General features: G+C 44.8%; 20 protein-coding genes and 1 tRNA gene. 10 read left to right on the top strand and 11 right to left on the bottom strand.

The window, feature by feature from the left end; all coding sequences use genetic code 11:
• Positions 1 to 1350 (bottom strand): HAMP domain-containing sensor histidine kinase, encoded by a 1350-nt coding sequence (locus K7G97_RS02900; protein WP_223041336.1) that lies wholly within the window; start codon positions 1348 to 1350, stop codon positions 1 to 3.
• 146 nt (positions 1351 to 1496) lie between these two features.
• Here K7G97_RS02900 and K7G97_RS02895 point away from each other — a divergent pair, with 146 nt between their 5' ends.
• Positions 1497 to 2051 (top strand): YdhK family protein, encoded by a 555-nt coding sequence (locus K7G97_RS02895; RefSeq protein WP_223041335.1) that lies wholly within the window; start codon positions 1497 to 1499, stop codon positions 2049 to 2051.
• 46 nt (positions 2052 to 2097) lie between these two features.
• On the opposite strand, the gene K7G97_RS02890 is transcribed toward K7G97_RS02895, so the two are convergent.
• Positions 2098 to 2170: transfer RNA gene (locus K7G97_RS02890), tRNA-Val, on the bottom strand.
• A gap of 141 nt (positions 2171 to 2311) precedes the next feature.
• A complete protein-coding gene (locus tag K7G97_RS02885) occupies positions 2312 to 2938 on the bottom strand; it encodes a nitroreductase family protein (RefSeq protein ID WP_035398905.1) in 627 nt (208 codons plus the stop codon).
• Positions 2939 to 3123: 185 nt separating this feature from the next.
• On the opposite strand from K7G97_RS02885, the gene yhfH reads away from it, so the two are divergent.
• The 4 genes from yhfH to K7G97_RS02865 all read left to right on the top strand — a co-directional run bounded on the left by yhfH (position 3124) and on the right by K7G97_RS02865 (position 5968).
• Positions 3124 to 3270 (top strand): protein YhfH, encoded by a 147-nt coding sequence (yhfH, locus tag K7G97_RS02880; RefSeq protein WP_064505459.1) that lies wholly within the window; start codon positions 3124 to 3126, stop codon positions 3268 to 3270.
• A 411-nt stretch (positions 3271 to 3681) separates the two neighbouring features.
• Complete coding sequence (locus K7G97_RS02875; RefSeq protein ID WP_235515858.1) at positions 3682 to 4308, top strand: polysaccharide deacetylase family protein; 627 nt, start codon at positions 3682 to 3684, stop codon at positions 4306 to 4308.
• 15 nt (positions 4309 to 4323) lie between these two features.
• Positions 4324 to 4965, top strand: a complete 642-nt coding sequence (locus K7G97_RS02870; protein WP_223041333.1) for a YkyA family protein — start codon at positions 4324 to 4326, stop codon at positions 4963 to 4965.
• 100 nt (positions 4966 to 5065) lie between these two features.
• Positions 5066 to 5968: an EamA family transporter gene (locus K7G97_RS02865; protein ID WP_223041332.1), complete on the top strand. Its 903-nt coding sequence runs from the start codon at positions 5066 to 5068 to the stop codon at positions 5966 to 5968.
• A gap of 21 nt (positions 5969 to 5989) precedes the next feature.
• On the opposite strand, the gene nagE is transcribed toward K7G97_RS02865, so the two are convergent.
• The 3 genes from nagE to K7G97_RS02850 all read right to left on the bottom strand — a co-directional run bounded on the left by nagE (position 5990) and on the right by K7G97_RS02850 (position 9266).
• The gene (gene nagE, locus K7G97_RS02860) at positions 5990 to 7498 is read right to left on the bottom strand and encodes an N-acetylglucosamine-specific PTS transporter subunit IIBC (protein WP_195865870.1); all 1509 of its coding nucleotides are present in this window, start codon (positions 7496 to 7498) and stop codon (positions 5990 to 5992) included.
• 213 nt (positions 7499 to 7711) lie between these two features.
• On the bottom strand, positions 7712 to 7909 hold the full coding sequence (locus tag K7G97_RS02855; protein ID WP_023467139.1) for a CsbD family protein: 198 nt from the start codon (positions 7907 to 7909) through the stop codon (positions 7712 to 7714).
• A gap of 154 nt (positions 7910 to 8063) precedes the next feature.
• Complete coding sequence (locus K7G97_RS02850) at positions 8064 to 9266, bottom strand: ornithine--oxo-acid transaminase (RefSeq protein ID WP_223041331.1); 1203 nt, start codon at positions 9264 to 9266, stop codon at positions 8064 to 8066.
• 186 nt (positions 9267 to 9452) lie between these two features.
• Between K7G97_RS02850 and K7G97_RS02845 the strand changes: the two genes are divergently transcribed.
• Complete coding sequence (locus K7G97_RS02845; RefSeq protein WP_223041330.1) at positions 9453 to 11480, top strand: putative bifunctional diguanylate cyclase/phosphodiesterase; 2028 nt, start codon at positions 9453 to 9455, stop codon at positions 11478 to 11480.
• Positions 11481 to 11538: 58 nt separating this feature from the next.
• On the opposite strand, the gene K7G97_RS02840 is transcribed toward K7G97_RS02845, so the two are convergent.
• Complete coding sequence (locus K7G97_RS02840) at positions 11539 to 12936, bottom strand: basic amino acid/polyamine antiporter (protein WP_223041973.1); 1398 nt, start codon at positions 12934 to 12936, stop codon at positions 11539 to 11541.
• Between the two features lie 110 nt (positions 12937 to 13046).
• Here K7G97_RS02840 and K7G97_RS02835 point away from each other — a divergent pair, with 110 nt between their 5' ends.
• Entirely contained in the window at positions 13047 to 13730 is a 684-nt protein-coding gene (locus tag K7G97_RS02835) for an MgtC/SapB family protein (RefSeq protein ID WP_223041329.1), read from the top strand.
• Between the two features lie 109 nt (positions 13731 to 13839).
• Complete coding sequence (locus tag K7G97_RS02830; protein WP_223041328.1) at positions 13840 to 15474, top strand: peptide ABC transporter substrate-binding protein; 1635 nt, start codon at positions 13840 to 13842, stop codon at positions 15472 to 15474.
• A gap of 117 nt (positions 15475 to 15591) precedes the next feature.
• Here the strand turns inward: K7G97_RS02830 and K7G97_RS02825 are convergent, their stop codons facing one another.
• The gene (locus K7G97_RS02825) at positions 15592 to 15849 is read right to left on the bottom strand and encodes a hypothetical protein (protein ID WP_023467133.1); all 258 of its coding nucleotides are present in this window, start codon (positions 15847 to 15849) and stop codon (positions 15592 to 15594) included.
• Between the two features lie 262 nt (positions 15850 to 16111).
• Positions 16112 to 17845 (bottom strand): adenine deaminase, encoded by a 1734-nt coding sequence (ade, locus tag K7G97_RS02820; RefSeq protein WP_223041327.1) that lies wholly within the window; start codon positions 17843 to 17845, stop codon positions 16112 to 16114.
• 124 nt (positions 17846 to 17969) lie between these two features.
• Between ade and K7G97_RS02815 the strand changes: the two genes are divergently transcribed.
• Complete coding sequence (locus K7G97_RS02815; RefSeq protein WP_195865863.1) at positions 17970 to 18509, top strand: gamma carbonic anhydrase family protein; 540 nt, start codon at positions 17970 to 17972, stop codon at positions 18507 to 18509.
• Positions 18510 to 18620: 111 nt separating this feature from the next.
• Positions 18621 to 18806 (top strand): hypothetical protein, encoded by a 186-nt coding sequence (locus K7G97_RS02810; RefSeq protein WP_050678068.1) that lies wholly within the window; start codon positions 18621 to 18623, stop codon positions 18804 to 18806.
• 145 nt (positions 18807 to 18951) lie between these two features.
• Here K7G97_RS02810 and K7G97_RS02805 read toward each other — a convergent pair whose 3' ends face one another.
• On the bottom strand, positions 18952 to 20535 hold the full coding sequence (locus tag K7G97_RS02805) for an ABC transporter permease/substrate-binding protein (protein ID WP_029340779.1): 1584 nt from the start codon (positions 20533 to 20535) through the stop codon (positions 18952 to 18954).
• Entirely contained in the window at positions 20532 to 21659 is a 1128-nt protein-coding gene (locus K7G97_RS02800) for an ABC transporter ATP-binding protein (RefSeq protein ID WP_195865861.1), read from the bottom strand. Before K7G97_RS02800 ends, K7G97_RS02805 begins: the two co-directional genes overlap by 4 nt.
• Positions 21660 to 21797: the final 138 nt, after the last annotated feature.

Raw genomic sequence — 21797 nt, 5'->3', positions numbered from 1 at the left:
TTATTTCTCCTTCCACTGCAGTGTCACTTGTGTTCCATGTCCAAGTTGACTCTTAATGTTCAATTCTGCTCCATGTGTCTGAGCAATTGCTTCAACGATGGAGAGTCCGATTCCAGTTCCTCCATGTTTTCGAGAACGAGATGCTTCCGTTCGGTAGAGCCGTTTCGTTACATGAGGTAAAGATTCTGCAGCGATCCCTTCTCCTGTATCTTCGATTTGAATGAAAGCCCCTACTGCGTTGACACCATAACGAACGATGATTTTTCCCGACGACGTATGTCGCCGTGCATTTTCAACGATATTCACGATCATCTGGCGGAGCTGCTGAGCGTCACCCATCACTTCTATTCGCTCACCTTCTATCTCGAACGAAACATTTTCTTGTTCGATATCCAGGCGCATCAATCGTATCACTTGATGAATCAAGTCTTCGACATCGACAGGTTTTCGTTCCATCATAAAAGCATTGGCATCAATGCGTGCTAACCAAAATAATTGCTCAATCCATTCATTCATTTGCTGACTTTCTTCTCGAATGATCGTAACGTAGCGTTGTTGCTCATCCGGCGTCAACGTTTGACGTTCGAGAATGTCCGCGTATCCCTTTATATATGTCAATGGTGTTCGTAGTTCATGAGATACGCTTGCTAAAAATTCGGATCGTTCCCGATTCAAAAAATCGAGATCTTGTTTTAATTGCTGAATCGAACGCGCCAATTGTCCCAGTTCGTCTTGTCGATCAATCGGCAACGCTCCATCTTCCCCATCTAATAGACGTGCCGTCGCTTTTTCCATTTGAACCAGCGGACGAGAGATGAGTCGGGTCGTCCAAATGCTTGCCGCACCTGCTAATAAAAGTGCGAGCAGACCCACTTGGAAAAACTGCTGTTTCAACGGATTAAGTACGTGATCCACGATTGCTTTAGAAGCGAACATGAAAACATGACCCTGATGTTTCCCGTCGATGGTGATGGGACTGTCCGTCATTAAAAAGTCACGCATCCTCACGATTTTTCCTTGTTGACGGTAATCGAAATCCGTATGCTCTAGCACACTTTTCATCTCATTCGACAAAGGTCGTGACGCTTCGAGTCGTTTTCCATCTGCATCAGTGATCACTACAGTAAACGATGAATCTGCTTCCATCATGCTGACATGGCGCATCGTCGTTTGGTCATAGGAATCGACAAGGACATCACGATGGGTATTTCCTCGGTTCAGTAAACCGTCCACTACTTCCTGCGTTCGTGTTTGAGACAACTGATAATACAACGTCCCAAACAACACACTGCCACAAATTAAAAATGCCGCAAGCACGATTCCTCCGACCGAGTATGAAATACGACGCATGACATTTCCTCCCTTTCTCTTCACTTTAGTATAGCGAAAAAAAACACGATCGACGCAGGCAAACGAAACTGTCACCTCATCTGCACACGATTTGCACATACGCTGGGTATAGTAAAAAAGACTAGTGAATTCAGGAGGGTTTTATTATGAAAAAATCATTGACGTTAACCGCACTGGCTCTTAGTTCTACGCTTTGGCTCGGTGCATGCGGATCCGCTTCAAATGACGAAGGAAGCAATAGCGACTCACACGACATGTCTCATGGAGATATGATGCATTCGAGTGATGGAAAGATACCGTCTGGTCTAAAGGAAGCCAGTGATCCGACTTATCCGAAAGGAAGCAACGTCACGTTGACGACGAATCATATGGATGGAATGAACGGAGCTAAAGCAACGATTGCGGGAGCTTATGATACCGTCGTCTATGCGATTAGTTACAAACCGACTACTGGTGGAAAGATAGTGAAAAATCATAAATGGGTCATTCAGGAAGAACTCGATCCCGTTCCAACTAAGCCACTGCAAGTTGGTGATAAAACGACTGTCAAAGCGGATCATATGAAGGGTATGGATGGAGCTAAAGCGACGATTGACGAAGTAAAAGAAACGACGGTTTATATGGTGAACTATGAACCGACGGACGGTGGAGAGATGGTGAAAAATCATAAATGGGTCACAGAGGATGAGATAAAGAAATAATAAAAAAAGCCCGCTTTTCCTTTAAAGGAGAAGCGGGCTTTCGGTATGATTCTGACTGGGCTCGAACCAGCGACCTCTACCCTGTCAAGGTAGCGCTCTCCCAGCTGAGCTACAGAATCATGTTTGCAGTACGTTATGTACTTGCTAGGACATGTATTAATATATCAAGAAACTAAAAGGCTGACAAGTCTTTTTCTGAAAAAAAAATAAAAAAAATTTAAAATGGGGGAATCCACCCCGCTTCCCCCATTTTGAATGACTTACAGGAAGGTTGATACTCGATCAATCGGTAAACGTAGTGCCGGACGTTTTTTCGCATCTTCAACCGCTTTTCCGACAGCAATCAGCATGACTGGTACATACCGTGACTCGGTGATGAACGTTTCCGCAAAACGTTGATGATCAAATCCACCCATTGCAAGTGTTGATAATCCACGCGCTTCTGCCGCAAGCATCAATTGCATCGCAGCAAGGCTCGCATTCGACATAGCCGCGTCGCGTCCATACGCCTCACTTTGATAAGCGCCTTCTACCTGTGCCTTGATCGAATCAAACAGATCCTCTGTCATGCCACCTGCTTCCACTGCTGGACCGTACACTGGATTATAGTTTCGATTAGCTTGAACATCACCTAAGATCGCAATGACTGCTGAAGCCGAAGTGATAGCCGGCTGATTGTATGCGATCGGTGCAAGCTGCTGCTTCGCTTCTTCCGAATGAAAGACCGTGAAATGCCAGTGTTGCAAATTCCAAGCACTCGGCGCGGCTGTCGTCCACTCTAATAGTTCTTCTACTTCCTGTTTTGAAAGCTTGAACGTTTCGTCGTAATGACGAACGGAACGTCTTTCTGTTAAGACACGCATTGTATCAAGTGTTGCCTGTGTCATGTGTAAATCCCCCTTATCATTATCAGATTACTTAGATATCGTAGCATGTCTTATTTTCATTGTCCTCTATCAATACTTCAAACGAATCCACTGTTATAAAACAATAGTTGACATTCAACTTCTGTACTAATACAATAAAATCAAGAAAAAAAATCATTGCGTTTACTTTGAAGGAGGAAAAACACATGGAACAACCCCTTTACCAAGAAGCATCTGCTGCATTCTATCGTGAGCTTCCCGTCAAGACGTGTGCCCATTGCGGAAAAGAGATGGATGAACAATGTGAATCCTATCAAACGGAATGCGATGAGTGTGCTGTAACAGAACACTAAATAATACATGAAACAATCACTTACTTAGTGGTTGTTTTTTTATTTCTTTTAAACTCTTTCTAAATAAATCAATATTTTTTAGAAAAATCGATTTTACGTCATCTTTTTGTCATCTGTTTGTTACAAAAGAAACAGTCAGAATGTTACATTATCTGTATATGATATTTTTGACAAAAGGAGCGACAGACAACGATGGATCCATTTACCTCAAGCCACGCTAGCGAACTCGGTCCACGACCGCGTACAAAAAAAAGAAAGTTTTTCCCTCGGTTTTTCTTACTTCTCACACTGGTCTTTCTCGGAGTTGGGGGATATGTCGCTTACCGATATGTTTTTACTCCTGAACAACATTCCATTACGACAGGTAAATCCATTACTGAAGTGCCTGTCGTCAATATGGAAAAAGCACGCGTGGAAAAATGGAATGGTGTGACGAAAAAAGTCGCTTATTTAACATTCGAGGATGGTCCATCCGCATTAACACCGGACTTACTTCGAACATTGGATCAACTTCAGACTCGTGCCACTTTCTTTTATCTCGGAACACAAGTAGATGCTTTTCCACAAGAAGTCAAAGCTGCTGCTAAAGCTGGACACTATATCGGATTACACGGGGAAACACACGATTACGATACATTGTACGAAAAAGGAAAGTATGTCTCAGAGATGCAAAGTGTTCAGAAGAAAATCCATGAGTTAACGAAGCTAACACCACATTTGACACGACCACCTTATGGCTCTGATCCCGGCATCACAAAAAAAATGGCATCTGCCATTCATTCAGCAGACTTCCGTGTGTGGGACTGGTCGATCGATTCAATGGACTGGTATTACAAAGATAGTGCAAAAGAAGTTGCGAATACAGTCATTCGGCGAGCAGAGCGTCCGTTTGAAATCATTCTCTTACATGAACAACCACAAGCCATCAAAGCACTTCCAGCCATTGTTGCCGGACTTCAGAAAAAAGGCTATCAATTCGCGATTTATGATGAAGATTTCCATATTCCGTACAACTTCGCGCAACACTCGAATTTATAAGGAGTTACTATCCAGATGAAAAAAACATTCGTAGCAGTACTGTTCCTGTCGAGCTTTGGACTCGCTGCCTGTTCCAACGATTCACCAACCTCTCTTCATGAACAGCTAGAGCAACAAGTCAAAGGTGAAGAGAAAGCATTCACGCTAGCTGATCAACGTGCTCGTAAGGACGAAATTTCAGTTAATACGTATCAAGCCGTTCTTGATGCAGGTGCTGAAGAAATCAAACGCTCTCAAAATGAACGAGAGGAATTAGAAGCCTTAAATGACGAACGGCTTGCTTTATTGAAACAAGAAGAAACGTTACGTAAAGAAACGTACGCTGAACTTGATCTTGAAGAATTGCAGGATGCTGTCAAGCAACTTGATGGTAAAGCAAAAACAGAAGGAACTGCCTTAGTCGCAATCATCAAGGAACGCCAGCAGACGTTTCAAACGTTCTCGAAAACGTATCGACAAGCGATGGATGCTGAAAAGAAAGTGCTTTCACGCTTGACGAAAAAACCGGATTTCGTTAAGATTGATGAGTCAACAGCGGATTTAAATCGTTTAACACGGAAAGCTACCGCGTCATTAAAGAAGTGGAATACGCTGACCGTTCAGTATAATCAAACGAAAACCCGGCTGTATCGTTTGCTCGACACATCAACTCAATAAATCACACAGGTTGCAACCAAACCCTGTCCAAAAAACCTGGACAAGGCCCCGTTGCAACCTTTTTTGTGTGGTTTTTACTAAAAATGGAGGGAAATTATTCATGCATCGCTCAAAAGCCACTTTATTCGTTCTCATCGGCGCTATCAGTTATGGTGTCCTCTCAACAATCGTCAAACTCGCTTATGCCGCTGGATTCAACTCAGCAGCCGTTTCAGGTAGTCAATTTTTCTTCGGCTGGCTCATGATTTTCGGACTTGCCTTATTTACGAAAAACCTTCGTCTCGATCTCAAAACAGCTGGTCTTCTCATGCTGATTGGTATTTCAAGCGGTACAACCGGTTATCTCTATTACCAAAGTCTTCAGACCGTATCCGCATCCGTTGCGATCATTCTCTTATTCCAATTCACTTGGATTGGTGTCATCATTGATGCTCTCGCATTCAGACGCTTACCTACTCGCGCGCATTTCCTGTCCGCGATTCTACTGATTGGCGGAGCCATTCTTGCGAGTGCGGCTTACTCGAGCCCACTCGACCTGCGTGGAACATTATTCGGTCTTGGAGCTGCTGTCAGTTTTTCGATTTTCCTACTCGCTAGTGGACGCATCGCCAATCATTTACCCGTCATTAAGAAAAGTTTTTACATGATGACAGGTGGTCTTGCTTTCGTCATGACGATGTATCCACCGACGACATTCTTGTCGTCTGCGAACTTCGAAAATGGACTTCTGTTATACGCGATTCCGCTCGGTCTGTTCGCGTTGATTTTACCACCACTCTTATTTGCTGCTGGCGCACCTCATCTCTCCCCAGCAAGCGTTTCTTTACTTGGAGCGGCTGAACTACCGACAGCAGTCATCTGTTCTGTCTTAATTTTAGGAGAACATCTGATGAGTTCCCAATGGATCGGGATCGTCATCATCTTGATCGGAATCTTTTATCCAATCTATCGCTCAAGCAAAACAGCAGCTGTTGCGAACGTACAGCAAAACGACCTTTCCTGAGCTCAGGAAAGGTCGTTTTCTTTACTTCTGTCGTTTCATCGCATCCGCAACGAACTCGACGTCCGTGCCGATGATGATTTGAACACTAGTCGCCCCCATCTTCATGACACCTTTTGCTCCAGCCGCTTTAATCGCTGCTTCGTCAATGATGTTTGGATCTTTGACTTGAAGACGTAAACGTGTCGCACAATTGTCAATCGACGTGACATTTTCTGTTCCTTTCAATCCGGCAAAAATTTGAGCTGCTTGTTGCTCATATTTATCGTCTGAATCTGTCAAAACGACTCCCGTGTCTGTGACGAGCGATTCATCTTCACGACCTGGTGTCTTCAGATCAAATTTCGTGATCATGAAGTAGAACAGGAAGTAGTAGACGACCGCGAACGCGAGACCAACCGGGATGAGAAGTAATGGTTTTGTGGCAATCCCGAAGTTCAAGGCATAATCAATGAAACCAGCCGAGAAGGAGAAGCCATGTAAAATACCGAGTAAGTTAACGATGGCCATCGATAGACCTGTTAAAACCGCATGAATGACATATAAAACAGGTGATAAGAACATAAACGAGAACTCGATTGGTTCCGTGATACCTGTCAAGAAGGACGTCAATCCAAGACCAATCATCGCTCCAGCAACTGCTTTTCGATTTTCCTTACGCGCAGCCATGACGATCGCAAAAGCTGCAGCCGGTAAGGCGAACATCATGATTGGGAAGAAGCCCGCTTGATAAATCCCAGCTGTCGGATCTCCAGCGAAGAAGCGCGCGATGTCACCGTTCGCGACCGTACCATCTGCTTTTTCATATGAACCGAAGACGAACCAGAAAATATTATTTAAGACGTGGTGTAAGCCGACAGGAATCAAGAGACGGTTAAAGAATCCAAATAGAGCAGCGCCTCCTGCACCAAGACCAACCATCCATTCACCAGCACCGTTGATGCCTTGCTCGATGAACGGCCAGACATAACCAAAGATGAAAGCAAGTACGAGCATGACCGCTGATGTAATGATTGGAACGAAACGACGACCACCAAAGAATGCTAACCAATCCGGTAACTTAATGTTATAGAACCGATTGTATAGAAGTCCTGCGACGATACCCGCGATGATTCCACCAAATACCGCCATATTAACGGTCGAACCGAGTGTCGCCTGATTCGCGATCGAACCAAGTGTCGCTCCGTCGACCTTGGTCGAGGAATCATTGACGATCGCCGCTATCGCATCATACTTTGCCTGAATTTGTGCGCTGGAATAATCCTTGTTCATCGAGTCGACGCCATTCTTTAAGACGAGATACCCGATGGCCCCGGCAAGACCCGCTGCCCCACTCGCATCGATCGATAGACCAATCGCGACACCAATGGCAAAAATCAGTGGAAGGTTATCAAAAATAGCCCCTCCTGCTGCTACCATCAACGGAATATCAAGCATATCCGCCGAACCTAACCGGAGCACGATTCCCGCAGCCGGTAATACTGCGATTGGTAGCATCAAGGCTTTACCAATTCGTTGTAGAAACTGCAACATACCTTTCACCCTTTCCTGAATAAAACGATAATGACAGAACAATGTAAACGCTTTTACGTTTTTTATTATTCCACATAAATATCTAAATGACTAGACCTTTATACAAATTATTTATTATCTTTTTTTATGGATATAAAAATTCATTATAGCAGACGCTAAAAACCGGACTAGAGTCATTCTCCAGTCCGGTTTTTCTATTTAATTTCAACGGTTTTAGCGGCGATTCGTATCTTCGAAATTTTGTTGGACGTTTCCGACTGTTTTCTTCGCCTCGCCTTTTACTTGATCTTTTTTACCTTCACGTTCTGTTGATTTATCGCCTGTTGCTTTCCCGAGCGCTTCTTTCGCTTTCCCTGCTACTTTATCGACGAGACCATCTACTTTTTTATTGAGACCACTGTTGTTTGACATAACCATTACCCCCATTTAAAAGTTTTTTTTGCGATAGTTGTCTGTTCCCTTGTCACTGATTTTCAAACGTTTTCTGTATCAAAACCGACACTTACCTAAACAAAAACAACAGTGAACGTCCTGTCCACTGTTGTTTAATCTAAAGCTATTCTTTTTATTGGGCGACGGAAACGCCTAATACTTGTTCAATCCGTTCGAACGCCCAATCCAACTCTTCTTTTGTAATGACGAGCGGTGGTGCAAAGCGAATGACTGTCTCGTGCGTTTCTTTACAGAGTAAGCCTTTTTCTTTCAACGCTTCGCAATATGGTCGCGCTGCTTCTGTGAGTTCAACACCAATGAACAATCCACGACCACGTACTTCTTTAATCATCGGGTTGTTGATTTGTTTTAGTTTCTCCATGAAATACGTACCGAGTTCGAGTGAACGTTCCGGTAACTTTTCGTCTTCTAATACTTCAAGTGAAGCAATCGAGACGGCACACGCAAGTGGATTACCACCAAACGTCGAGCCGTGTGAACCTGGATTAAAGACAGAAAGGACATCTTTATTCGCAGCAACACATGAGATTGGGAATACACCACCACCCAGTGCTTTACCAAGAATGTACATGTCTGGTGTTACCTCGTCCCAATCAGAAGCAAACCATTTACCGGAACGACCGAGTCCAGATTGAATCTCATCCGATACGAGCAGAACATTCTGCGCACGACAGACTTCTTGCGCGTCCTTCAAGAAACCATCGTAAGGAATTAAGATGCCTGCTTCGCCTTGAATCGGTTCCAAGATGAATGCCGCTGTATTTTCAGTGATTGCCTGTTTTAATGCATCAAGATCGCCATATGGAATCGTCTTGATTCCAGGAAGAAGCGGTCCAAATCCCCGTTGGTATTCTGCTTCCGTCGACATTGAGACGGCTGTCATCGTCCGACCATGGAAGTTTCCTTCACAAACGATGATTTCAGCATCACCTGGAATTTGTTTGACTTCATATGCCCAGCGTCGTGCTGCTTTTACTGCTGTCTCGACCGCTTCCGCACCCGTATTCATTGGTAACACCATATCTTTCCCCGTCAATTGTGCTACTTTTTCATAGAAAAAGCCCAGTTGATCATTGTGAAAGGCACGTGACGTCAACGTGATCTTATCTGCTTGTCGTTTTAGAGCGTCGATGATTTTTGGATGACGATGTCCTTGGTTAACGGCTGAATAGGCACTCAGCATATCCATATAGCGACGTCCTTCAGGATCTGTAACGAAGACACCCTCCGCCTCTGAGATGACGATTGGGAGTGGATGGTAGTTATGTGCTCCGAACTGCTCTGTCTGTTGAATGATTTTCTCTGTTTGATTCATCGAAATTCCCCCTCATAACTCTTTAGAAAACGCTTTCAATGTTATTATAGCAGATTCTTTCACAGAATCTTCATCTAAAAAGTATCCGAGCGAAAGGATTCTAATGCGTAAGAATTGAATATATTGGGAAAAGACAAGACAAGTGAACCGTCATCTCTTTTCAATATAAAGGAGCGTGCGCACGTAATGGACCGTTCGACCATTGATTCCTATGAAGTCGTCATTCAAGAATTCCCTTTACCCGCTTTCATCCTGAATACTGACTTGACCATCCGTTCTTGGAATGAACTAGCCGAAAGCCAGTGGGGCTGGACACAACAAGAAGTCGTGGGTCAGACTGTTCCACTTCTTGAACGGGAAGACATGGCATTCAGCCAGCAGATTTGGCATGCCTTCTTGGAGCGCCGTCAATCCGTCCAATTACCGAATGCCTCCTTATTGCATAAGACGGGCACTTCTGTAACGTCAACTCTCCTTTTGTCTCCTTTACTTGATGATACAGGAACTGTCATTGCCGCTTTTGCTTGCTGTATCCCTTCAGCTGAGCAACAAACGAATATGAAACCACTCTTCCAAGGATTGATGGATTTGCGTCATGCCTTCGATCAGATTGCTTCTGTCGCCGTCTTCGATGCACGAGGAACGATCACGTACGTGAATGATCAACTCATCGATGTGACAGGCTATTGCTCTGAGATGCTTCTCAACCAGCCTTGGTCACTCATCCTAGATCCATCCAGTTCCGTCGTTTCGGAGATTCGTGCACAACTTCGTGAACGAAAAGCATGGTCTGGTCGCCTTAGCCTCACTTCGCAAACGGGCGAACGAAAACATCTCCAAGCGACGCTCATTCCGATCTATGATGCGAACGGCGTTCGTTTTCAGCACCTGTTCATTGGGAACGATATTACGGAAACAACAGTGCTTGAAGAAGAACTCGATTTTTTAGTGCATCATCATGAGATGACGCACTTATTAAATAAACGCGGATTTTTACGCGAAGGCGAGGCATTATTCCGTTCTGCCGCGTCGCATGACCCGATTGCGCTCATCTTGTTCGATATTGATCGTTTTAAAGTCATCAACGATTCGTTTGGGACACATGTCGGTGATCAACTACTTCAAGCAATGGCAACGCGTCTTTTGCAACATACGACAGGTGTACTTGCTTTTCATCCGACGAGTGATTTATTCGGTGTTCTATTACCTGCACCGTCGAGCAATCTGCTTTTCCAATATGCTCGAAAATTACAACAAGCACTGCAGCGCCCTTATTATATCAACGGTCATTCATTGATTGTTTCTTGTACTTTCGGGATCACCGTCTATCCGTCGGAAGCCAAAACACTGGAAGATTTATATCGCCGCTCTGAAACAGCTCTATACGCAGGAAAATCAATTGGTACCGGAACGATTCAGTACTTAACACACGAGATGGACACACAATTCACACGGAAAATCCAACTCGAACGTTCCCTCTTCACGGCACTCGAAGATCAATCCCTATATCTTGCTTATCAACCAATCATTGAACTTCAGACACAAGCCGTCAAAGGCTTCGAAGCGTTATTACGCTGGAATCACACAGCACTCGGGAGTATTCCACCAGATGAATTCATCCCACTCGCTGAAGAAGCTTCACTGATCACACCAATCAACAACTGGGTCATTATTGAAGCATGTGCACAGCTCGCGAAGTGGCAACAAACGATTGACCCTAAACTGACGATGGCAATCAATATCTCACCGCATCAGTTCCAAAGTGACTCCTTTATTCGAACGCTGCAACATATCGTAACGGAGCGACTCGTTTCACCATCTTCCGTTACGCTGGAGATGACAGAGAATATTGCGATCTTACAGACACAACGAACGGTCGAACGCATGCACCTCATCAAGTCGCTCGGCTTCCGTTTATCAATCGATGATTTCGGTACCGGTTATTCTTCTTTGCAGTATCTCAGTGCTTTTCCAATCGACGAATTAAAAATCGATAAAGTATTCATTGATGGTCTGGCGACAAATGACCACGCCTTGCTCGATTCCATCATTCAACTTGGTCACAACTTAGAGTTGAATCTTGTCGCTGAAGGTGTTGAGACAGAACACGCGTTAGATTATCTAAAAACGACATCGTGTCAGCATATGCAAGGGTTCATTTTCTCTGAACCTCTATCTGTACAGGATGTCGAAAAAAGATTCTTAACACCTTAATCAAAAAAAGAAGTCACGGTGGATGATAATCACCGTGACTTCTTTTGCATATCGTTTCTTACAATTGAATTTCTCCTACAACCATTCCGTAAACAGCTACTCCCGCTAAGACAACGAGAATCATACTGGCAATCCACTCATAACGTGACATGCCCGTCCGTTGCTGTTCTCGCTCTGCTAACGCATACGCGAGAATCCCTGGAGCATAGACTAATGCCGCGATGACGATGTACCAGATACCCGACGCATAGACGAGCCAAATCGAATACGCAGATGCGATGACAGAGAAAAGCAACATTTTCTGATTGCGCTCTTCTCGCGATGTCCGTATGCTGTACAACGCTGATAATAGATATGGTAATAACGCACAAATCCCAGCGATACTCGACAGGACAAGATAGGTTTGCGCTGAGAAAAGCGCGATTCCAGCGACGACCTGTGTCGCGATTTGTGTAATCAACAGCGCACCGACTGGAGCACCTTTCCGGTTCGTTTTTGCGAATGCTTTCGGAAATGCGCCGTCTTTTGCAACGAGATACGAAATCTCCGATGCGAGAATCGTCCATCCGAGAAGTGCACCGGATAATGAGATAATCAAACCGATCATGATGATCGTCGCACCGATTGGTCCAATCGCTGCCTCTAATACATACGCCATCGTCGGTTCTTTTAATCCAGCTAGTTGTTCTTGACTAAGCACTCCGAGTGATAAAACGGAAATCAAGATATAGATGACTAACACGCCAACAAGTCCTGTTACTGTCGCTTTCCCGACATCACTTCGGTTTTTGGCACGGCTTGATAAGACGACAGCACCCTCAATACCGACGAACGCCCATAGCGTGACGAGCATCGTTCCTTTTACTTGATCAAAGATCGAACCGAGTTCTGTTCCTTCTCCCCAAATATCCAAATTAAACGTTTTGATATTAAAGGCAATTCCTACTAGAAGAATGAAAATCAAGATCGGGACGAGCTTTGCGATCGTTGTAATCAAATTGACGAGTGTCGCTTCCTTGATACCGCTCGAGACGAGCCAGAACAATCCCCAAATGACGACTACACTCATGAAGAGGAGGAATATTCGATTTTCTGCTGCGAAAATCGGGAAGAAATAACTAATCGCATTAAACACGAGCGTGATATTCGCAACCGTTCCAATCCACGCCGATACCCAGTATCCCCAAGCACTGTTAAAACCGACGAAACGTCCGAATCCTTCACGCGCATAGGCATAGATGCCGCCTTCGAGCTCTGGTTTACTATTTGCGAGATGCTGGAATACTAGCGCTAGCATGATCATCCCAATCCCCGTAATACTCCATCCAATGAGGATAGGTCCTGCACTTGCACTTTGGGCCATTGCACCAGGAAGGTTAAAAGCTCCTCCACCGACCATGGAACCGATGACCATTGCAGCGAGCGCAAAGAACCCGATTTTTTGCTGATTCATGATGAGACACTTCCTTTTTCGTATATCTATTACATCTTACGTATATTCATTCGAAAGACACAAAAGTCATTATAACAAATCACCTTTTAAAGTAAAGAAAGGATTTGAGACGAATGAACTGGATCCATATATTTCAGCTCGAAGACCTCCTAAAACTCCTATTAGCCGCCACACTTGGAATTTTCATCGGATTCGAGCGTGAAATCAAAAATAAACCGGTTGGTATACGCACTAGCCTCGTAATTACCCTGATCAGTTGTCTGTTAACCATCGTTTCCATCAAATCGGTCTTACTCTACCATGACATGGCGACGAATGTTCAGATGGATCCGATGCGTCTCGTCGCCCAAATCATAACCGGAATCGGTTTTATTGGCGCTGGTGTCATCTTACGTCGACCGCATGATATCGTCAGCGGACTGACGACTGCCGCTATTATTTGGAGTGCAAGTGGGATTGGGATCGCTGTCGGTGCAGGTTTCATCTGGGAGTCGATTTTTCTCGTTCTCTTTCTCTTCCTCTTACTGGAAGGCTTAACTCGGATGATGGGTCGTATCAACAATAGTCGGTTCGAAGCAAATGTCCTCGTTGCGCATCTTTTACTTCCTTCTGGACTTGATCCGACAGACATCGTTCTTGCTCTTGAGCGTAAAGGTGTCCGTATTACGAATATGCGTTTACGTGGTGATCCCGTTCGATTGACGTTACGAATGTATTCCCCTCATGCGTTGACCTTATTCCTACTTTATGACTATTTGAAATCGCTTGGACTTGAGGATATAGACCTTGATCAATGAGAATTGTCAGAAAATTTATGTTGCATTTTTAATCACTTTCACTTAAATTAACAATATGTTCACATTTTTCTGAAATATTTAACACTAACTCTCGGGGGGTCATCGTTCCATGAATAAACCATCGAAAATCGCTTTTGCTGGACTTTCCAGCATCGCGCTTCTTGCTGTCGCTGCATGCGGGCAAGGAAATGACGAAAACACAAGCGGATCAGATTCGAAAAACAAGAAAAAGGAAGTCACACTCGTTTCGACGACGGATGTACCTCAGTTAGATCCGACGAAAACGACAGACTCGACTTCCATCATCGTCACGAACAACGTCTTCGAAGGGCTGTATCGTCTTGATGGAGATAACAAACCGACACCTGGAATCGCAGAAAGCGTTGAAGTGTCGGACGATAAAAAAACATATACGTTCAAACTGCGTAAAGATGCGAAGTGGTCAGATGGATCAGCCGTCACAGCAGATGATTTCATCTATGCTTGGAAACGTGCACTCAATCCAGAGACAGCAGCAGAATACGCGTACATTCTACAAGATTTAAAAAATGCCAACAAAATCATGGCCGGAGATGCTGAACTTGATGAACTGGGTGTCAAGAAAGTCGATGATCAGACACTTGAGGTCCAACTTGAAGCTCCAGCACCTTACTTCCTTGGTTTGACGAGTTTCCCGACGTACTTACCATTAAAACAATCATTCGTCGAAGATAAAGGCGATAAATTCGCGACAAGTGTTGATACAATGGTCTTCAACGGACCTTTCGTCCTTGATAAGTGGCAAGCGAATGCTGGCTGGACATACAAGAAAAATCCAGATTACTGGGATAAAGCGAATGTCAAGATGGATAAAATCGATGTCAAGGTCGTCAAAGAAATCTCAACTGGCGTTAACCTGTTCGAAGCGAAAGAAGTCGATTTCGCACCAATTACGTCTGAATTCGTTTCGCAGTATGAAAAATCAGATGATTACAAGACACGTCCAGATGCTCGGATCAACTTCCTTCGCTTTAACCAAAAGAATAAGGCCTTGAAAAATAAAAACATTCGAAAAGCACTCGCGCTTGGCTTTGAAAAACAAGGGATTACAGATGTCATCCTAAATGATGGATCAAAACCTGCAAACTTCATCGTCGCGAAAGACTTCACGTTTACACCAGATGGGGAAGACTTCCGCGCGAAGTATCCGGATCTACAAAGCTACGATGCAGACGCTGCGAAAAAAGCTTGGGATGCTGGCTTGAAGGAACTTGGTGTGAAGACAATCGAACTCAGCATGCTCTCACGGGATGAAGATGCTTTCAAGAAGGTTTCTGAGTACTTAAAAGGAGATCTTGAGAAGCACCTGCCTGGTTTGACGATCAAAATCAAGCAACAACCATTCAAAAACTTCCTCGAACTCGAGTCGAAGGGAGATTACGATATCTCTGCGGCTGGTTGGGGACCTGACTACCAAGATCCAATGACGTTCCTCGACATGTGGTTGACAGGCGGAAGCTTCAACCGGATGGAATACTCGAACAAGAAATTCGATGATCTCATTAAGGGAGCAAAACAACAAGCAGATGAAGCGAAACGTTGGTCAGACATGCAAGAAGCTGAAAAAATGCTGTTGACAGAAGACTACGCCATCGCACCAATCTACCAAAAAGGAGAAGCTTACTTACAACGGACAAACATTGATAAATTGTACCGTCACCCATTCGGTGCCGATATGAGCTTCAAATGGATGGAAGTAAAATAACCCTTTAAAACATTGATGAACAAGTAGCGAACCTCGTTCCCTACTTGTTTTTTTTATTTCCGAAAGCAATTCTCAGAAAACAACAAAGACCCCTTCTGACGGAGCCATCGGGGGTCTTTACTGTGCAATTTGTTTATAAAAAGCAATCTCTTCATCCTGTCCTTCCTCAACTGCTCGGAAGAATTCAGCGAAGTAAGCATAAAGAACGGTTCGTTCCTCATACGTCGGTCGAGCTTGACGAATGACGGAGAATGCAAGATTTCGCAACTGACGTTTCGTTCGTCGATGTGTTGGTAACGCATGGAACTGACGCGTGAATGAACGATAGACATCCGCAATCAAAGCTTCATGCCCTTCAAAATAGGTCTTATCCATAATGATGATCTCCTTTCTAATCTTGTTGTCCTACTGTTTTCTACGATTCTTTTAGATAAAAGTTTCATAGAAAGTGAGATTTCTCACAAACGATATAGAACTTACTATAACAAGCTTTCCAAAATGATTCAACATCCAAACTATTAAGTTTCATTAAGGAATTTTAGCCGTTTTGTAAAGTGACTTTTTTTGATTTTACCGTACCTCGATTGACACAAAAACGGTCTGAGTCCCGGAATGAGACTCAGACTCGCGACGGACATCAGTCTGCTTGTACTGAAATATGCTGAAAGTGTTTTACGTCGAATAATCCACTGTCGGTCAGCTTCAACTCCGGAATGACCGGTAAGCAAAGGAATGACATCGTCAAATATGGATTAAAGGAACGATCCGCCTCTAACACATCGAGGGCATCATTCAATGCTTCAAGTGTATCTCCAACTTCTTGGAAGGGACGATTCGTCATCAGTCCAGCGATTTCAAGCGGTAACTCAGCAAGTACCTCTTGCCCATTGACGGCAATGACTCCTCCACCCGCTTGGACGAGACGTTCCGCAGCCAGTTGCATTTCCTCATCCGACGCGCCAACGATGACGAGGTTGTGCGAATCATGGGCAACAGTCGCTGCAATCGCTCCGCGTTTCATCTTGAAACCTTTGACGATCCCAACTGCCGAGAAAGATGTCCCATGATGACGTTCAATGACAGCGATCTTTAAAAGATCCTGCTCCGGCACAGGCACGAAATGCCCGTCTTGAAGTGGAACATCGAGAATCAAGTGCTCCGTAACGATGCTTTTCGGAATGACTCCGATCACATGCGCCCGTGCTGATTCAAGTGGCAGCGCAAATACTTCCGGCGTAATCGGTTTTGTATTCAATGCACCTCGTAACGATTCTGGAACATGCGCGCGCCGTACTGTTCGGATCGTTTTTCCTGCTCGCGCGACACAATCACCCTTAATATAAACCTCATCAATCACGACGTTATCGGCATCGGATAACAAGACGAAGTCCGCCCGACGTCCTGGTACGATGGCTCCCCGATCGTCTAAACAATACGCGTTCGTCGCATGCAACGATGCCATCGCATACGCTGTTTCGCGTTTAATTCCATGACGAATCGCATAGCGGATATTATAGTCGATCGTTCCCTCTCGTAACGTGTCATCCAAATGCTTATCATCCGTACAGAAGAGGAAACGGCTCGCGTTGCTCTCTGTCACGGCATCGAGTACTTCCTTCAAGTTTCGGGCAGCTGATCCTTCCCGCACTTCGACATACAAACCACGCCGCGCTCGGGCGATCGCATCTTCCTTACTGACAGATTCATGATCCGTTCGAATTCCGGCGACACCATAAATGTTAATTTCGCGTGGTCCAAGTCCCGCAGCATGACCATCGACCAGTTTTCCTGCGTCTTCGATCTGTTTAATTTTTTGGAGCATATCGCGATCGGCTCGTTCGACCGCTGGATAATCCATGACTTCTCCTAAACCATGGACACCAGGATGATTGACGAACGGTGCAAGTGCCGCCGCATCAAGTGATGCTCCCGCGTGTTCAAACGAAGTCGCCGGTACGCAGCTCGGTAGCATCATCCGGACATCAAGCGCGAGACCTTCAGCATCGTCTAGCATGAAGGATAATCCTTCTGCTCCTTTGACATTCGCGATCTCATGCGGATCGGCGATGATCGTCGTGACACCTAACGGTAGAATCGCTTGCTCATACTCACTCGGCGGCACCATCGATGATTCAATATGGACATGGGCATCAACGAAACTCGGCGCGATGAAAAGTCCTTCTCCCGGACGATTCTCGATTCCCTCATACCCCTCTCCGACAGCAGCGATATAACCGGAATCAACCGCTACATCCGCTGTATAGGTCTCACGTGTCATGACATCGATGACTGAGATGTTCTGATAGACAACGGCTGCCTTCTCTTTTTTTGCAGCAATCGCGATCAATCGTTCACGCACTGTTTGTTCCATCCTGTCTCCTCCTGTTGTAAGCGTATTTTTACCATCTTACAATTAGTTTGGAAGCTGTTGCAATTTATTTTTTGTAACGTCAAGATGAAAGAGTATCGATTTAATGCCTGAGGGGGAAAAACGCATGAAATATCGTGTCGGTTCACTTGTTCCAAACATCGATCCATCCGTTTATTTAGCGGACGGATCTAAAGTCATCGGAGAGGTCACGATCGGAAAAGACTCATCTGTCTGGTTCAATACGGTCATCCGGGGAGACGAAGGTCCGATTCACATCGGGGAACGCGTCAACATCCAAGATGGTTCGATGATTCATCAATATGAAGGATATCCGACCATCATTGAAGATGAAGTGACGATTGGTCATATGGCGATGATTCATGGCGGAATCATTCGAAAAGGAGCGTTAATCGGAATGTCGGCGACGATCCTCGATGAAGCCGAAATCGGAGAAGGAGCATTCGTTGCTGCGGGAAGTCTTGTGCCGCCAAAAATGAAGGTACCTGCCGGCGCGATGGTCATGGGGGTTCCTGCAAAAATCGTCCGGGATATCAGTGACCATGATCGATTCATCATGGAACGGACAGTCCGAAAATACGTGAAACGAGGGCAGCAGTATGCTGACAGTTGTGAAGCCATCACAGAGGATTTGACAAGTTTGTGAGAACGTTTACAAAGTTCACGGGTTCTTAACACCTCCCCTCTTCCGTCTTTACATTTCTTTCGTACACTAAAGGTGTAAGAGATGAATCAAGACACAGAGAGGGGATTTTACATGATTCCAGTATACGAAGAACGCATCATGTCTGATTTGTTTTCATCTACGAATAACCCAAGTTACGGTTTGCCGACGTTACCCGAATCGGAAACGGATTGGTTGACAGTCGAGATTCAAGCACGTATCGTTAAAGATGCCGAGCACCGCCTTGGAACATTAAACCGAGAGGAAGAACGTGTATGATTCAGCAACGCACTGTTCGCGCTTGGCTCGCTAGTCGCATCAAAAAATAATTTAATCACTTGATTACGTATTTTCCAAAACGATATAGCGCGTCAGCGCGCATACCAAAAGAGCCGAAGCGGATTCCCGCCTCGGCTCTATCTGTTTATTTTGAAATTAATCCTTCTTCGATCAAGAAATCACGCGCGACTTTTTCAGGGCGCTGTTTCTCGACATCTGCTTTGTAATTCAATTCTTGCATCTTCTCATCCGTAATTTTATCTTTTAACGTGTTGAGGACTTTCTTCAGCTCCGGATGTTCTTCAAGTGTTTCTTGACGAACAAGCGGTACCGCATAGTATGGTGGGAAGAATTTTTTATCGTCTTCTAGCACTGTCAAATCGAATTTTTGTAACAAACCATCTGTTGAGAAGCTATCGATGACGTTCGTTCGACCATTCGTCAATGCTGTATAACGGAGTCCTCCATCGACTGGTTGTACATCTTGGAATTTCATGTCCGGATACTTTTTCTTCAGACCAAGATAACCATCTTCCCGGTTCGCAAATTCGATTGTTGATCCGAGAATCAAACGATCACTGACTTTTGACATGTCTGATACCGTCTTCAAGTCATATTTTTCGATATCTTCTTTTGTCATGGCAAGGGCGTACGTATTGTTGAAACCGATTGGGTCAAGGACGTCGACCTGACTTTTCTCAGGAATCATCTTCCCGACTTTTGCATAGACCGTTTCCGGATCCGTCTCGACGTCTTGCTTGAGCACGTCAATCAACAAAGTACCTGTGTACTCGACATACGCGTCAATTTCCCCTTTTTCAAGTGCCCCGTAAGCGACTTTCGTCCCCCCGAGGTTCAATTGACGTTCGACTTCCAAATCCGTTTTATCTTCGATTAAATCCGCTAACATATTTCCGAGAATCAATTGTTCCGTAAAGTTCTTCGATCCGATGACAATCTTATCTTCCTTGAGGAAAGAGTACGCGACCGTTCCACCGATTAACAAGAAGACGATACTTGCGATCGCGATCTTACGTCCAGCTGGCATCGCCTTGCGACGCTTCCGTGCCTTATTCTTGATTCGACCATCTGCAAGTGGAATCCCATTTGGCGCCACGGAGTATTCAATCCGACTGACGACGAAGTCGATGACAAGAGCTAAAATACCTGCTGGAATTGCTCCGGCGAGAATCTGGTTATTATCAACCGTTTGAATACCCGAGAAGACGAGATAACCAAGACCACCGGCACCGATGAATGCTGAAATCGTCATCAAACCAACAGCTGTAACGGCTGAAATTCGAATCCCTGCCATCATGATCGGCAAAGCAAGTGGAATCTGAACCTTACTGAGGATTTGTCGATCCGTTAAACCAATTCCTTTGGCTGCTTCGAGCGTGTCCCCTGGAATGCTCGAGAGACCCGTGTACGTATTTTTAACGATTGGCAAGAGTGAATAAAGCACGACCATGATGATCGCTGGTGTCGATCCGATACCAATGAACGGAATCAAGAAACCGAGTAAAGCAAGACTCGGAACGGCCTGCACGACGCTCGTCAGCGCAAGGACAGGCTTCGCAAACTTTTGGTAACGGGTGATCAGAATCCCGATCGGAATCCCGAGAACGACCGCGATGACGACGGCAAAGACTGTCAGCTGTAAGTGCTCTAGCAATAAATCACCAATCTGATCGGTATTATTTTTTACATAATCAAAGAATCCGTTCATTGGACTTCCTCCTCATGAATGAATTGCTCACTCAAGACGGAAAGTAAGCTACTACGCGTGATCAACCCTCTGAGTTTTCCTGTTGCATCCGTTACTGGTAGATAACCAGTCTCTTCCTGATTCATGACTTCAAGAACGTCGAGTAATGAATCATGTTCATTAACGGCGATGATTTCGCCCTCCATCACTTCTTCGATCCGTTGGCTCTTATCCGCTATCGTCTGGATGTTCTTCAACTTAATTAGCCCTTGTAAGACGCGGTCACGATCGGTAATCAACAAGCTGTCGACTTTGCGTCCACGCATGATTTCAATTCCCTGCAACAACGTTCGTTTGCCACTGATTGAAACCGGGTCCTCGATCATGATGTCTTCTGCCTTGATGTATTCCGGACTACTCCAGATTTTATTTTTTCCGATGAACGATTCGACATATTCATCTTTTGGATGACGCAAGATTTCTTCTGGAGTATCGAACTGAACGATTTCCCCATCACGCATGATACATATCCGATCCGCTAACTTGATCGCTTCATCCATATCATGGGTGACGAAAACGATCGTCTTTTTCACTTCTTCTTGCAAGTTAAAGAGCTCTTCCTGTAGATCGTTACGAGTAACGGGATCGAGTGCACTGAATGGCTCATCCATCAAGATGACATCAGGGTCATTCATCAGAGCACGCGCGAAACCGACACGCTGTTGTTGTCCACCACTGAGTTCGCTCGGATATCGATCGATGAATTGCTTTGGATCAAGCCCGACCATCGTCAACAGTTGTTCTGTCCGTTGATCCATCTCATCGTGGTTCTTCCCCTCTAGCCCAGCAATCAATTGAATGTTTTCCCGGACCGTCATGTGAGGGAACAAGCCTGTTTGCTGGATGACATATCCCATATGACGTCTTAATTCAATCGTATCCGTCTTCATGATGTCCTTCCCGTTGACTAAAATCGTGCCTGAAGAAGGTTCGATCAGTCGATTGATCATCTTAAGTGACGTCGTTTTCCCACAGCCACTTGGTCCGATGAAGACAACGAGTTCACCCTTTTGAATCTCGAGCGATAAGCCTTTCAAGACGACATTGTCCTTAAACTGCTTACCGACGTTTTTGAATTCGATCATTCCTTCTCACTCCTTTTTACTATTTCCATATATTATGGTTTCCCAAAAAGATTACGGTTTAAACAAATTTTCTGTAATTTAGTTTTATTTCTTTGCAAAACGGGAATTTCTTAGTTCTTTTTTTTAAAATAAAGGGAA

The organism is Exiguobacterium acetylicum (assembly GCF_019890935.1).
Classification (GTDB): domain Bacteria; phylum Bacillota; class Bacilli; order Exiguobacteriales; family Exiguobacteriaceae; genus Exiguobacterium_A; species Exiguobacterium_A abrahamii.
The sequence above is the reverse complement of the archived record's forward strand: the minus strand, read 5'-3'. Positions and strand labels throughout refer to the sequence as shown.

Coding starts and splice junctions, on each gene's coding strand:
- nagE (WP_195865870.1), bottom strand. CDS start 7,498: ATGTTGCAGTTTCTACAACGAATTGGTAAAGCCTTGATGCTACCAATC.
- yhfH (WP_064505459.1), top strand. CDS start 3,124: ATGGAACAACCCCTTTACCAAGAAGCATCTGCTGCATTCTATCGTGAG.
- ade (WP_223041327.1), bottom strand. CDS start 17,845: ATGGAACAAACAGTGCGTGAACGATTGATCGCGATTGCTGCAAAAAAA.
- K7G97_RS02885 (WP_035398905.1), bottom strand. CDS start 2,938: ATGACACAGGCAACACTTGATACAATGCGTGTCTTAACAGAAAGACGT.
- K7G97_RS02900 (WP_223041336.1), bottom strand. CDS start 1,350: ATGCGTCGTATTTCATACTCGGTCGGAGGAATCGTGCTTGCGGCATTT.
- K7G97_RS02825 (WP_023467133.1), bottom strand. CDS start 15,849: ATGGATAAGACCTATTTTGAAGGGCATGAAGCTTTGATTGCGGATGTC.
- K7G97_RS02830 (WP_223041328.1), top strand. CDS start 13,840: ATGAATAAACCATCGAAAATCGCTTTTGCTGGACTTTCCAGCATCGCG.
- K7G97_RS02855 (WP_023467139.1), bottom strand. CDS start 7,909: ATGTCAAACAACAGTGGTCTCAATAAAAAAGTAGATGGTCTCGTCGAT.
- K7G97_RS02810 (WP_050678068.1), top strand. CDS start 18,621: ATGATTCCAGTATACGAAGAACGCATCATGTCTGATTTGTTTTCATCT.
- K7G97_RS02865 (WP_223041332.1), top strand. CDS start 5,066: ATGCATCGCTCAAAAGCCACTTTATTCGTTCTCATCGGCGCTATCAGT.
- K7G97_RS02835 (WP_223041329.1), top strand. CDS start 13,047: ATGAACTGGATCCATATATTTCAGCTCGAAGACCTCCTAAAACTCCTA.
- K7G97_RS02805 (WP_029340779.1), bottom strand. CDS start 20,535: ATGAACGGATTCTTTGATTATGTAAAAAATAATACCGATCAGATTGGT.
- K7G97_RS02850 (WP_223041331.1), bottom strand. CDS start 9,266: ATGAATCAAACAGAGAAAATCATTCAACAGACAGAGCAGTTCGGAGCA.
- K7G97_RS02845 (WP_223041330.1), top strand. CDS start 9,453: ATGGACCGTTCGACCATTGATTCCTATGAAGTCGTCATTCAAGAATTC.
- K7G97_RS02815 (WP_195865863.1), top strand. CDS start 17,970: ATGAAATATCGTGTCGGTTCACTTGTTCCAAACATCGATCCATCCGTT.
- K7G97_RS02800 (WP_195865861.1), bottom strand. CDS start 21,659: ATGATCGAATTCAAAAACGTCGGTAAGCAGTTTAAGGACAATGTCGTC.
- K7G97_RS02895 (WP_223041335.1), top strand. CDS start 1,497: ATGAAAAAATCATTGACGTTAACCGCACTGGCTCTTAGTTCTACGCTT.
- K7G97_RS02870 (WP_223041333.1), top strand. CDS start 4,324: ATGAAAAAAACATTCGTAGCAGTACTGTTCCTGTCGAGCTTTGGACTC.